The organism is Vibrio sp. B1FLJ16 (assembly GCF_905175385.1).
GTDB lineage: Bacteria > Pseudomonadota > Gammaproteobacteria > Enterobacterales > Vibrionaceae > Vibrio.
This window is the reverse complement of record NZ_HG992749.1, coordinates 2504602-2516653: the sequence shown is the minus strand read 5'-3', so window position 1 is coordinate 2516653 and position 12052 is coordinate 2504602. Positions and strand designations below refer to the sequence as shown.

Here is a 12052-nt window from a genome sequence, read left to right as displayed (position 1 = left end):
GACAATGCATAGTGCACTGTGGATAGCGAAAACCGGCATGGCGGCTCAAGATGCCAAAATGACCGCAATTTCGAACAACCTAGCTAACGTAAACACCGTTGGCTTTAAAAAAGACCGTATGAACTTTGAAGACCTTTTCTATTCAGTAGAAAAGCAAGCAGGTATGGATACGGCAGAACTGAGTGAGCATCCGACTGGTATTCAGTTAGGTAACGGTGTTCGTGTTGTTGGTACTGAAAAGGTCTTTACCCAAGGTAACGTGACAACGACTAACCAGGAACTCGATATCGCTATTCTAGGCGATGGTTTCTTCCAGATTGAAAACAGTGAAGGTGAAACCTTCTATACGCGTAATGGTCAGTTCCAGCTGAATTCTGAAGGCTCTATCGTGACCAGCGCAGGTTACACCCTGGTGCCGGAAATTACGGTTCCTGACAACGCGACATTAGTGAACATCTCAGCTGAAGGTCTGGTTACCGCTGCGGTTGCTGGTGCTGTTGAGCCAGAAGAGCTGGGGCAAATTACCTTAGTGAAGTTCATGAACGCATCGGGCTTACAGGCAAAAGGCGGAAACCTGTTTGCGGAAACTATCGCGTCAGGTGAAGCAATGGAACTGGTGGCTGGTACTGAAGGTGCAGGTCAATTGCAGCAAGGCTCATTGGAAGGCTCAAACGTTCAAGTTGTTGAAGAAATGGTGGATATGGTTTCTACGCAACGCGCCTATGAAATGAGTGCAAAAATTGTATCTGCTGCTGACGAAATGCTTCAGTACATTGCACAGCACGCGTAAGCAGGATTAGTAATGAAAAGCCCTTTGTTTATTTTATTGAGTAGTCTTTTAGCTCTTTTCCTTACCGGCTGTGCTGGTCGAACAGATGACTTCATTCCGCCAAAGCCGGATGATGAAGCGTATGCGCCACCTGCAATTAACTACGAAGTAAAAAGAGCAAGCAAGGGCAGCCTCTATACGGGGGCCTCTGCCTTTACTCTGTTTCAGGACAGACGCGCCTACCGTGTAGGGGACATTCTTACCGTCGACCTGGACGAAGAGACCAAGTCAGACAAAAGCGCAACCACTAAGTATGGTAAGTCTTCATCAACTAACTACTCTGCGCCAATCTTCGGTAGTACGACTTATGATCAAGGTACCATCGGTGTAAGTGGCAACAACAAATTTAACGGCAGCTCTTCTACCGCGCAGGGTAACAGCCTGTCTGGCTCGATCACTGTGACGGTCTACGAAGTGCTACCGAATGGTGTGTTGCGTGTGCGCGGTGAAAAGTGGCTCAAGCTTAATCAGGGTGACGAGTTTATTCGTCTGACCGGCAACGTTCGCGTCGATGATATCGGCGCTAACAATACGTTGTCATCGCAACGTATTGCAGATGCCCGTATCACCTATGCAGGACGGGGCACCTTCTCTGATACAAACTCGGCAGGTTGGTTATCTCGATTCTTTAATTCACCGTGGATGCCATATTAATGAATCAGCACATGAAATTTTTTCTTACCTGGCTGCTGTTGCTCTGCGCTGTCGGGGCACATGCAGCTACGGCATCAAAACCGATCGGCCAGATTGTTGATGTTTATGGTGACCGAACCAACCAATTGATTGGCTATGGTCTCGTGGTTGGCTTGGATGGCACGGGGGACAAATCCCAAGTTAAGTTTACCCAACAGTCGATCGTCAACATGATAAAGCAGTTCGGGGTTCAGCTTGATGATAAAGCTAACCCTAAACTGAAAAACGTTGCGGCTGTTAGTGTTACAGCAGAAGTTGCGACTAATATGGGGGCTGGCCAGACGATGCACGTTACCGTTTCTTCCCTAGGTGATGCAAAAAGCCTGCGTGGCGGAACGCTTCTGATGACGCCTTTGCATGGCGCAGATGGTGAGGTGTACGGAATTGCGCAAGGAAACGTCGTTGTGGGCGGTTTTTCAGCAACTGGTGCGGATGGTTCATCAATAACGAAAAATACTACTACCGCAGGTCGTATACCTAATGGTGCAACACTAGAAAAAGAAATCGTTGTTGAGCATGACGAGCCGGTATTACGTTTGAACCTTAAACGTCCAAATTACAAGACCGCACTTAACATCTCACGCAAAATTAATTCGGTATTTGGCGGCAGTGTCGCGGTCGCGAAAAACAAAAGCCGTGTAGAAGTGGCCGCGCCGCGAGACCATGAACAACGTGTATTGTTTGTCTCAATGATTGAAGAGCTGCAAGTCGTCGAGGGGGCGGGACTGCCGAAAGTGGTGTTCAACTCGCGTACCGGTACGGTTGTAATCAGTTCTACGGTTACGGTGTCGGAAGCGGCGGTAAGTCAGGGCGGATTAACCATCGCGGTTAAGGAAACCCAACAGGTATCTCAACCTAATGCGTTCTCTCAGGGTGAAACGACTAAGGTGAATGACTCAAATCTTAAAGTGACGGAAGAGAATCCGACCATGATGATTTGGGAAAAAGGCACCAATTTGCAAGAGATCGTCGATGCGGTAAACCGCGTTGGTGCAACTCCTGATGCATTGATGCAAATCCTGCAAGCGCTGGATGAAGCCGGTGCATTAAGTGGACAACTGGTGGTGATATGAGCTCTCTGTCTATTGATGCAAATCAGCTGGAAATTGCGAACTGGAAAGCCTCGGTTACCCTGTCGGAAATTACCGACAATGTGAACTCAGTTCCGACACAGGAAGCGTCTTTTTGCACGCTTTCCGGACGTTTGGAGACCCAGTCTTCAGCTCTCTCGACAGAGTGTGGCAACACAGATATCGAAGTTAGTCAGCTGGCAAACACTTTTCCGCTAACAAGTACGTTGCCGGCAAGTAACCGGTCAGCAGAAAGCCTGTCAGCTAATACCCGGCGCACAACCGACATGATGCTGGATTCACACTCGCTACAAGAAATTAAGTTGATTGACGACCAGGATTTAGCGCTGCGTCAGGTTGCCGAACAATTTGAAGCGATTTTTGTACAACAAATGTTAAAGCAGATGCGTTCTGCAAGTGCGGTGATTGCGGATAAGGATAACCCGTTAACATCACAATCAGATTCTGTTTATCAGGATATGCTGGATGGCCAGCTTGCTTTGAATATGAGCCAGACCAGCGGTATGGGTATCGCGGATATGCTCGTCAAGCAACTATCCAGAGCCTGATAACCCCTGAGCCTGATAACCAAAAGAAAGAGAAGAATTTATGAGTATGTTTGATATCGGTTTATCCGGACTAAAATCGAATAGCCTGGCGCTAACGGTCACGGCGCAAAATACTGCCAACGTAAACAACGCTGCATACTCTCGTCAGGTTGTTGATCAAAGTGCTGTCATCTATGGCGGTCAGGGCAGTTTTGTCATTGGTTCAGGCGTGCAAGTGGATAGCATTCGTCGTGTCGCAGATACAGCAGTAATAGAAAGCCTGCGTTTGTCTCACGAGTCATACGGCTACGCTTCGACCTATTCTTACGGAATGGATTCGATTGAAGGTATCCTAGGCGCGGATGGCTTAAATATTACTTCCGGTCTGAATGAGTTTTTTGCAGCAATCGATGAGGCATCCGTGACGCCAGAGTCGGTTGTTCTACGTCAACAGGTGATAAATGCTGCTGGCGGCTTAGCTTCTCAGTTTGGCGATATTATTAGCCAGATGGAAAAGGCGCAATCTGAGTTAAGTTCTCAATATTCGCAGATGACTGACAGTGTCAACATGGGCTTAGCGAATGTCGCTGAGTTAAACAGCGCGATTAAATCTGCTCAGGCACTTGGGCAAAATACTTCAGGCCTGCAAGATTCTTTAGACAAAGAGTTGCAAAACCTGTCTGGCATGATTGGTATTCACACGGTTAATCAGCCTGACGGGACTATCGATATTTCGCTGAGCAATGGTCAGCCTCTAGTGATTGGTGATGAAGCGGCAACGCTATCATTAGCGCAAGGTAATGGGTCATACGGTACCGCACTGAATTTAGAATTCGCCGGACAGACTTCTCCAGTGTATGCCAAACTTGGCGGACAAATGGGCGCTATTGTGGATGTAATGGCGAATGAATTTGAACCGATCAAAAGCACTCTGGATGACATGGCTGCTGCGTTTGCGGATCAAGTGAATGGTATCTTAGAAGCAGGCTATGATCTTAATGGTACTTCTCCTGGTGCACCACTGTTTACCTATAATCCTGATGACCCGGCAGCGTCTCTGTCTATTACTGATATTAAGCCAGAAGAGCTTGCTTTATCGTCAGACGGTAGTATCGGCAATGGCGATATTTTAACTCAGTTGTCTGGCCTATCTAGTACGCCGCTTGGTGAAGGTAGTGTAGCTAATGTGAGTATGTATGATGCGTACTCACAGATGATAGGTGGTGTTGGTGTATCAAGTTTAAAAGCAACCAGCGACAAAGATACCGCACTATCGACGCTGACCGAAGCGCAAACCGCACGCAATAACATCAGCGGCGTGAACAGCGATGAGGAAGCGGCTAACTTGATGATGTACATCAATGCTTATGAAGCCAACATGAAAGTGATTTCAACCGCTAACCAAATGTTTCAAACCGTACTCGGCGCGTTTTAAGGAGACGAAATGAGAATTTCCAATATCCAGTTTACATCGATCATGCAAACCGCCATCCAAAGAAACAACGCGGATTTGAATACTGTTTTTACTCAGATGGCATCGGGAAATAAAATCAATAAGTTTTCTGATGATCCTTTGGCGACCGTGCAACTTGCGTCTTTGGAGCAAACTATTGCCATGTCTGGTCAGTACGATCGCAATATCGCCAATGTACAGGGTAAATACGATCAATACGAAACATACATTTCGAGTGCAGAATCCATATTACAGGAAGCCAATGATCTTGCTTTACGTGCATCGAATGGTTCACTTGCTCCGGAATCTCTGGAGGGTATCGCGATTGAGATGGAGTCGATCAAGCAAGAGATGTTGAGCCTGATGAATACGCAGGATCAGGGCAGTTACCTGTTTTCTGGTACTGATGTTGACTCACCTGCTATCTCAACGACACCTCCTTATGATTTGCTAGGTAATGATGATCACCGAGAAACTAAAGTGAGTGAGAACGGTTTTGTACAAAACAACTTTACCGTGAATGACGTACTTGGTGGCTCAGACATCTTTGTTCAAATGGATAAAATGATTGCCGAACTGAACAACCCTACGGCTGCCTTTTCTGATGTGATGGCTGAGTCAATTGATCTTATCCAAGATGTTCATGTCAATGTGAACCGTTCATTAGGTCAGATTGGTGCTCAGTACAATTCACTGACTCGCGCTGCTGGTACTAATGCGGATATCCAGCTTTACGCCGAGGGTGTACAGACTGACATCATTGAGCTGGATTATGCCGAGGCAAGCGTGCGACTGAATCAAGGTATGCTGGCGCTTGAAGCAACCCAGAAAAGTTACAGCTCTATCATCGGCTTATCTCTGTTTGACTATGTTTAAACACGATTAAACATGAATAAATTAAAAGCATTTCTTCTACTGGCGAGCGTTTGTGCGGTAACAAGCGCTCACGCCAAAACTTATATTGTTCCCTTTGACCAGGTAAAGTGGCGAGCCGTTTCTGAAGTGGACTACTGTGAAGTGTATGTCGCAGATGAACACACCAATCTCGAAATTGTCTTCCAGCTCAAACCGCCTAAAGCAATGAAGTTATTAGTAAAACAGCCCGTAAGGGCTGTTTTTGGCAGCGGAACTGTTGCCTCTGTGGCGGCGCCTTCCTGGGCAAGATCGGATTATTCTTACAACACAAAATTTATAAAAATGGTACCTTCTCGCCCTGGCAAAAATATGCTTGTAACCGAGGCAAGAGGCGCAGATGTGATTCTTGCTGAGATGTTTAAAGGGAATTGGCTGAATATTCGTGATGCGGTGAATGATGTTTATTTCCCAACTGTCCACTTTGGTCCGGTGATTGAAGCGTTTAGCGAATGTGAGCAGCAGTTACCACCAGTGAGTTTTGAAGCAGTTCAAAATCTTACGCTTCACTATAACTCTGGTGTGATTACCCCTAACGCACAACAGCGCAAGCAGATTAGTGATGTCAGCAAACTTATTCTAAAAGATAAACGGATTAAGAAGGTCTTAATTGAAGGTCACACTGACAGTGTTGGCGATTCAATAACAAACTTGAACGTATCAAAGCGACGCGCAAGCGAAGTTGAACGTTGGTTCTCTAAGAACGGTGTGCCGAAGAATAAGATGGAAATAAAAGGGCACGGGCAACGATATCCGGTGAGTCACAACAAAACACGTGAAGGGCGAGACCTTAACCGTCGTGTAGAGATTCGACTCATACGAAAATAATATTTGATTCGCAAAAGAGTAGCTAATTCATGAATACTTCACCAATTAACGGCGTACAGGCCTTAATGCTCGACAAGATGGATACGCAGGCCAAAATCGCCAGTAATCCATTCAGTGAGCAAAGCAGCGTAACTCGCCTTAATTCGGTTTCAGAAAGCAACCTGAAAATCGGTTCTGGCATTAAAGGTGTCTTAGATGTGGTTGACTCACATAGCAAAGATGCTGAAAGCAAAATTCGAGCGGTTGAACTTGGACTTAGCGATGATCTGATCGGAGCTACGATTGCGTCACAAAAAGCGAGCCTTTCATTCAGTGCGTTAATGCAAGTCAGAAACAAAATGGTTTCTAACTTCAATGACATCATCAAAATGGCTATTTAGGTTATTGATTCATGTCAGCAGCACTTGAAAATAAAACAAAAGATAGCGCTAAGGCGAATACGCTGATTGCGAATGCAAAAACAAAAATATCCATGGGCGGCATCTCAGATAAATTGAGTTCTATCTGGGAAAGCTCGCAACGTAACATGGTTATTGTGACTATTTTTGCTGCAATCACCGCTGCCGTATTGGTGCTTATTCTATGGACCAGTACAGATCGGTACCGTCCACTGTACAGTGTTTCCTCTAAATATGACTCCAGCCAAGTATTACAGATGCTTGACAGTGAGGGCTTTAAATACACTTTGCGCTCTGACGATGGCCAGATCCTTGTGCCTGAGAAAAACGTTGCTCAGATCCGTATGGTGCTGGCGGCGAAAGGTCTTAAAGAGCAGTTACCAAATGGTTTCGACTCGTTAGATGGTCAGTCAAGCTTGGGTGAAAGCCAGTTCATGGAAAATGCCCGCTATCGTCATGCTTTGGAAGGTGAGTTGGCGCGTAGTATCACAACCATGGATCAAATCAGTTTGGCGCGCGTTCACTTAGCGATACCTAAAGAGACCTTATTTGTCCGTGAGGACGCCGAGAAGCCGCGTGCTTCTGTCATTGTAAACCTTATTCACGGTACCGATCTTAAGCAGAGCCAGGTTACATCAATCATTAACTTGGTTTCGGGGTCCGTGATTGGTCTGCGTCCTGAACATATCAGCGTGGTAGACCAGTACGGTCGTCTGTTATCTGAAGATGCTGAAGAGCGAGAGATGTCGTTGGCTTCAAGTAAGCAAGTCGACTACAAACGTAAACTGGAACGCAAGCTGATCACGCAGGCGGCGGATATGCTGACGCCAATTCTTGGTGCGCAGAACTTCCGTGTGCAAGTCGAGTCTGATATCGACTTCTCTAAGCGTCAGGAAACCGAAGAAAATTACACGAACCCGGTTGTTCGCCGCGAAAGTCTAAAGCGTGATAACAGCGACTCAAGAATAGCACTTGGTATTCCGGGCGCGTTAAGCAATACGCCTCCGGTGACAGATGGCGAGGAAATACCGAACCCGAACAGCACTAAGCAGCGTTCTGAAGAGAACCGAGACTTTGCTGTCAGCGGCAAAGTTACCCACACCGAGTATCAACAAGGTGTATTGCAGTCACTCTCTGTTTCAGTAGTTATTAATGACCAGGCCAATACCAATGGTACCTGGACAGAGCAAGAGCTAAATCGTGTACAAAACATTGTCATGGCTGCGGTAGGCTTCAAAGCTGAGAGGGGCGACACTGTACACATTACTAATTTCCCGTTTGTTGTCGCTGACTTGTCACCGCAAACTGATGTTAAGTGGTATACCAATCCAGACATCATGCAGCCGGTCAAGTACCTGCTGGGTGCGCTACTAGCGTTCATGATGATTATTTTCGTACTGCGTCCTCTGGTGAAATTCCTGACGGAAGACAGTACGCCTGAAGACGATTTGGATGGCCACCTACTTGGTGTCAACAGTGATGGTGCTGAAGAAGATTCAGGTACTGAAACGAAAGCACTGGAAGGCAAAGCTGCTCCTGAAACCGGTGCGCTTGGACTCGATAGCTCAGGTATTCATACCTATGAAAATGAGCTGCCAAGTCCGGACAGTTCTCTGGAAGTACAGATTAGTCACTTACAAATGATCGCATCGAAAGATCCTGAGCGAGTCAGTGAAATCCTAAGAGGCTGGATGGAGAAGAAACCAGAGGATGAAAGCAATGTCTGAACAACAACGTTTACAATCCGTTGAAGGGGTTGCGATGCTCATACTCAGTATGGGTGAAGAAGTGAGTTCTGAAGTGCTTAAGCACTTCAACAGAGAAGAAATCAAGCAGCTTACTCACGCGATGAGTCAACTGCACGATATCAAAGCTCATGATGCACACCAGTCTTTAACCAGCTTTTTTGATGATTACCGCAACCACTCGGGCATTCGCGGTGGTACCCGTAAGTACATCAGTAATGTACTGCAGAAAGCGCTCGACGGTAACATGGCGAAAGATTTGGTTTCCGAGATCTATGGAGATGAAATTCGCAGCCATGCAGAAACCCTGACGTGGATTCCTGCGGATATCTTAGCGCGCGATCTGATGCAAGAGCACATTAAGATGCAGGTGCTGTTGATTGCGCACTTGCCGCCAGAATACAGCGCAGAAGTTTTATCCTACTTTGACCCGCAGTCGAGTCACGAAGTGATTTTCCAGATTGCACAGACAGAGATGCTTAACTCTGAAATTGTCGACAGTTTGCATGAGCTTATCGATCGCTGTAAGAGCAATTATCATGAAGGTTCAACTTCTGTACTCGCAGGGCAGAAAGTGGTTGGTGACATCATTGGGCGCTTCAAAGGCGACCGTAGCCAGTTGATGAACTTCCTGAAAGAGCGCGACCAACAGCTGGCCGAGCAACTGGAAGAGAAAATGCTCGACTTCTCTATTCTGTTTAAGCAGCAACCTTCGGTTATTGATGAGTTGTCGACCCTCATTCCGCTGGAACTTTGGGCACTTGCACTAAAAGGTGTGACCGCCGAGCAGAAAGGCGTGATTACAGGTGTTATGCCAAACCGTGTTGCCAACGAACTGGACGACCAAATGATGATTTTGGGCTCTGTACCGCTAAGCCGTGTAGAGCAGGCACGCCAGGAAATTTTGCAAACCGTCCGTCAGATGATGGCCGAAGAGCGAATCACTATCAGTTTGTATGAAGAAGCGAGCGTATCGTAATGTTATTCAATCCATTAAGCTATTATAAGGTGCTTAAGTGATTACTGGTCGAGTTGGCACCGCGGCGACTGGCGGTGCAACTGGCACTCATAAATCAAGGATTGAAAAACCAAACGCTCCACGTAGTACTGGCAAGGTAACGGCTGCGGCAACCCGCAGCATTACCGACAACTACTACCTGCAGAAACTGCACGAGCGACCACGTCTTATCTCGGAGCTTTCCGATAGCCACAAGTCATTTTGTTCGGCATCAATCGCTCAGGAACTGCTTAAAAAAGTGGTTCTGTCACTCATCAAGATCAGAAAGATTCTCGCGAAAGGGGAGTTCTCTCCAACCTTGCTTAATCAGATCGACATTGAAAAGAAGTCGGTGCTTGAGGCGATAGAAACCAAGGTATTTGGTGACTTCATTCTGGACTCCAGCTTCCAGCCAGTTACTAACGTGGGTAACTGGATTGAGTTTACGGTACCTGGGCTGGATTTTGTTCGTGAAAGGCTGACTGATGAGCTTCTGACGGTTTACCTTAACCGTAATATGCTGCCGCTTGCTTTCGACCGAACCATTAATGACAAGCAACTTCTTCAACAGTTCCAGCAACAAGCCGGATACAGTCATATGACAATGCGTATGGCCCAGGACAAAGCGATCGTAATCGGTATTCGTGACCGTCAGTGGCGACTATGGGATGGTACGGCGTTTGTTTCCGGTCAGGGTGGGCGCTATGCTGCCGGGCAACCGATGAGTTTTCAGGTTAAAGCTATCGTACCGACCGTTGAAGATGTCACGCGGTTAGATTTGCGTGAGAACACATCGCCGGATGCGCTTGATCCTGTGATTGAACACGTAAACCGAATTCACCTTAACTTATCTCAGACCATACAAGGCCAGAGCGAGTCTGCTGATCAACTATTTAAGCTGTGTCAGAGCTTTGATACAGAAAAGATGGAAGCGACTCTTAACCTGTTGACGCAGGTGCCGGGCAGAGCTGCACTGACCATTTATCGCAACTACAATGGCCCGTCGAGAGAAAATGTAATTAATTTACTCGATGTGTGAAATAAAATTGAGTTGTGGTCGTAATCTAAAGATAGAAGTCAGTGAAGTGAGGTAAATTATGATGAATACAGTTAAGTTTGATAGCGTAAGACATGTTGATGCAGTTCGACGTGTTGATAACAGCCATCTTCAAGTCCAACAAGTAAAACAACAAACTCAGGCAGATATTAAGAGTGTTGATTTGAACGAAACAGATTTAGCTATGGTAGAGCAAGCAGCGCTTACCATGCACAACAGTGAAGATGTTGATATGGACCGTGTAAAAGCGATGAAAGAAAAAATCGCTAACGGTGAAATGCAATTCGATATGGGTGAGCTGGCGCGTTCTCTTTTCAGAGGCTAACTCTTTTATAGAGACTCACTTTTTAGGTTCACCCGTCTTTTAGGTGCACTTGTCATTTAGGTACGAATTCAATATGCAAGCAGCGGAAAAACTAAAAGTTTATTTTCAAAAGATGCACGAGAGTATTGAACTGGTTAAGACGCTTAGTCTTGAGCTCGACCGTTTATACAAAGCATCGATTCATATGGACTTTGAAAAATCGCAATCCGCTAACCAAAGGGTAAGTGAATTGACGGCTAAAATTTCGATGATTCATGAGCAAAGACAACTGATCGCTGCCGAGTTCGGCTGTACAGACGATCGATTCTCTTTGCAGTTAGCGAAAAAACTGCCACAAAAGACCGGACTGCTGCTAGAGAACTTATCTCATAAATTGATTGGATTGATGGACGAGTGCAATAGTAAGCTCACTATGCACAGTGAACAGCTACAATTACAAAAGCAAATTGTAACTGAGGCCGTTGAGTCGTTGAACCTAACTGTAACCGCATGATCCTACGCTTATTAAAAGCGAACCATTACCTCACACTACTTCTAATTTTCATTAGCTCGCCTCTGCGGGCTGATGTTGTTTATGACCAAGTTGAAACTATTGCTCAGCAGTGGGCGATACATAAACTGAAAACGCGCTATCCCCATGCGACTGAGATTCACGTCGAAATACGTAGCCCTAAATCAGCGCAAAACCTTCCTCAATGTCTTCAACCTCCCAACATCACTTCGTCAACGTTAGATGTTGGCCGCTCAAGGATAAGCATAGAGTGCGCAAAACCAAATTGGAGCACAAGACTGACCGCCAATAACTATATTGAAATTCCAGTTCTGGTTGCAACTCACCCAATGCGTAAAGGGCATAGACTCTCTGTAGAAGACTACCGTCTACAAAACGTTACTCTAAAAACGCCTTCACAGCCATTTTACTACCAGGACTCCATTAACGGTCAACAACTAAAACGTAATGTTAAGGCCGGCGACATTTTTACGCCTAAGCTTATTAGCCTGTCTTATGCGGTAAGAAAAGGGGATTTGGTAACCATCTTCTTTAACTCGGATACCTTTTCGTTAACGACAGAGGGCATTGCGGAAGAGTCAGGGGTCATTGGTGATACAATCAAAGTGCGTAACAGCCAGTCTGGAAAGCTGCTGATAAGTACGGTGATTGATAACCGTCAGGTGGAAGTGAACTAGAAATTAAGC

The 12052-nt window shown here is 46.1% G+C and carries 14 protein-coding genes; all 14 read left to right on the top strand.

What is annotated here, in order from left to right; all coding sequences use genetic code 11:
• Positions 1–4 precede the first annotated feature (4 nt).
• Complete coding sequence (flgG, locus tag KHN79_RS11410; protein ID WP_182011237.1) at positions 5–790, top strand: flagellar basal-body rod protein FlgG; 786 nt, start codon at positions 5–7, stop codon at positions 788–790.
• A gap of 12 nt (positions 791–802) precedes the next feature.
• Positions 803–1483, top strand: coding sequence for a flagellar basal body L-ring protein FlgH (gene flgH / locus KHN79_RS11405; protein WP_182011238.1), 681 nt, complete (start codon positions 803–805; stop codon positions 1481–1483).
• A gap of 11 nt (positions 1484–1494) precedes the next feature.
• On the top strand, positions 1495–2595 hold the full coding sequence (locus KHN79_RS11400) for a flagellar basal body P-ring protein FlgI (RefSeq protein WP_280519655.1): 1101 nt from the start codon (positions 1495–1497) through the stop codon (positions 2593–2595).
• Complete coding sequence (locus tag KHN79_RS11395; RefSeq protein WP_182011240.1) at positions 2592–3161, top strand: rod-binding protein; 570 nt, start codon at positions 2592–2594, stop codon at positions 3159–3161. The genes KHN79_RS11400 and KHN79_RS11395 overlap by 4 nt, the downstream gene beginning before the upstream one ends.
• Before the next feature lie 40 nt (positions 3162–3201).
• Complete coding sequence (gene flgK / locus KHN79_RS11390; protein ID WP_182011241.1) at positions 3202–4575, top strand: flagellar hook-associated protein FlgK; 1374 nt, start codon at positions 3202–3204, stop codon at positions 4573–4575.
• 9 nt (positions 4576–4584) lie between these two features.
• Complete coding sequence (gene flgL / locus KHN79_RS11385; RefSeq protein ID WP_182011242.1) at positions 4585–5469, top strand: flagellar hook-associated protein FlgL; 885 nt, start codon at positions 4585–4587, stop codon at positions 5467–5469.
• Positions 5470–5481: 12 nt separating this feature from the next.
• Positions 5482–6333, top strand: coding sequence for an OmpA family protein (locus KHN79_RS11380; protein WP_182011243.1), 852 nt, complete (start codon positions 5482–5484; stop codon positions 6331–6333).
• Positions 6334–6362: 29 nt separating this feature from the next.
• Positions 6363–6713, top strand: coding sequence for a flagellar hook-basal body complex protein FliE (locus KHN79_RS11375; RefSeq protein ID WP_182011244.1), 351 nt, complete (start codon positions 6363–6365; stop codon positions 6711–6713).
• 11 nt (positions 6714–6724) lie between these two features.
• Entirely contained in the window at positions 6725–8458 is a 1734-nt protein-coding gene (gene fliF, locus KHN79_RS11370; protein ID WP_182011245.1) for a flagellar basal-body MS-ring/collar protein FliF, read from the top strand.
• Positions 8451–9455, top strand: coding sequence for a FliG C-terminal domain-containing protein (locus KHN79_RS11365; RefSeq protein WP_182011246.1), 1005 nt, complete (start codon positions 8451–8453; stop codon positions 9453–9455). The genes fliF and KHN79_RS11365 overlap by 8 nt, the downstream gene beginning before the upstream one ends.
• A 37-nt stretch (positions 9456–9492) precedes the next feature.
• Entirely contained in the window at positions 9493–10512 is a 1020-nt protein-coding gene (locus KHN79_RS11360; RefSeq protein ID WP_182011247.1) for a hypothetical protein, read from the top strand.
• Positions 10513–10570: 58 nt separating this feature from the next.
• A complete protein-coding gene (locus KHN79_RS11355; protein WP_211907244.1) occupies positions 10571–10855 on the top strand; it encodes a flagellar biosynthesis anti-sigma factor FlgM in 285 nt (94 codons plus the stop codon).
• 73 nt (positions 10856–10928) lie between these two features.
• Complete coding sequence (locus tag KHN79_RS11350) at positions 10929–11348, top strand: hypothetical protein (protein WP_182011249.1); 420 nt, start codon at positions 10929–10931, stop codon at positions 11346–11348.
• Entirely contained in the window at positions 11345–12043 is a 699-nt protein-coding gene (gene flgA, locus KHN79_RS11345; RefSeq protein ID WP_182011250.1) for a flagellar basal body P-ring formation chaperone FlgA, read from the top strand. Before KHN79_RS11350 ends, flgA begins: the two co-directional genes overlap by 4 nt.
• Positions 12044–12052: the final 9 nt, after the last annotated feature.

What these genes read in the sequence shown, in the direction of transcription:
- KHN79_RS11375 (WP_182011244.1), top strand. Translation starts at nt 6,363, where the DNA reads ATGAATACTTCACCAATTAACGGCGTACAGGCCTTAATGCTCGACAAG.
- fliF (WP_182011245.1), top strand. Translation starts at nt 6,725, where the DNA reads ATGTCAGCAGCACTTGAAAATAAAACAAAAGATAGCGCTAAGGCGAAT.
- flgA (WP_182011250.1), top strand. Translation starts at nt 11,345, where the DNA reads ATGATCCTACGCTTATTAAAAGCGAACCATTACCTCACACTACTTCTA.
- KHN79_RS11400 (WP_280519655.1), top strand. Translation starts at nt 1,495, where the DNA reads ATGAAATTTTTTCTTACCTGGCTGCTGTTGCTCTGCGCTGTCGGGGCA.
- KHN79_RS11350 (WP_182011249.1), top strand. Translation starts at nt 10,929, where the DNA reads ATGCAAGCAGCGGAAAAACTAAAAGTTTATTTTCAAAAGATGCACGAG.
- flgG (WP_182011237.1), top strand. Translation starts at nt 5, where the DNA reads ATGCATAGTGCACTGTGGATAGCGAAAACCGGCATGGCGGCTCAAGAT.
- KHN79_RS11380 (WP_182011243.1), top strand. Translation starts at nt 5,482, where the DNA reads ATGAATAAATTAAAAGCATTTCTTCTACTGGCGAGCGTTTGTGCGGTA.
- KHN79_RS11355 (WP_211907244.1), top strand. Translation starts at nt 10,571, where the DNA reads ATGATGAATACAGTTAAGTTTGATAGCGTAAGACATGTTGATGCAGTT.
- KHN79_RS11395 (WP_182011240.1), top strand. Translation starts at nt 2,592, where the DNA reads ATGAGCTCTCTGTCTATTGATGCAAATCAGCTGGAAATTGCGAACTGG.
- flgH (WP_182011238.1), top strand. Translation starts at nt 803, where the DNA reads ATGAAAAGCCCTTTGTTTATTTTATTGAGTAGTCTTTTAGCTCTTTTC.
- flgK (WP_182011241.1), top strand. Translation starts at nt 3,202, where the DNA reads ATGAGTATGTTTGATATCGGTTTATCCGGACTAAAATCGAATAGCCTG.
- flgL (WP_182011242.1), top strand. Translation starts at nt 4,585, where the DNA reads ATGAGAATTTCCAATATCCAGTTTACATCGATCATGCAAACCGCCATC.
- KHN79_RS11365 (WP_182011246.1), top strand. Translation starts at nt 8,451, where the DNA reads ATGTCTGAACAACAACGTTTACAATCCGTTGAAGGGGTTGCGATGCTC.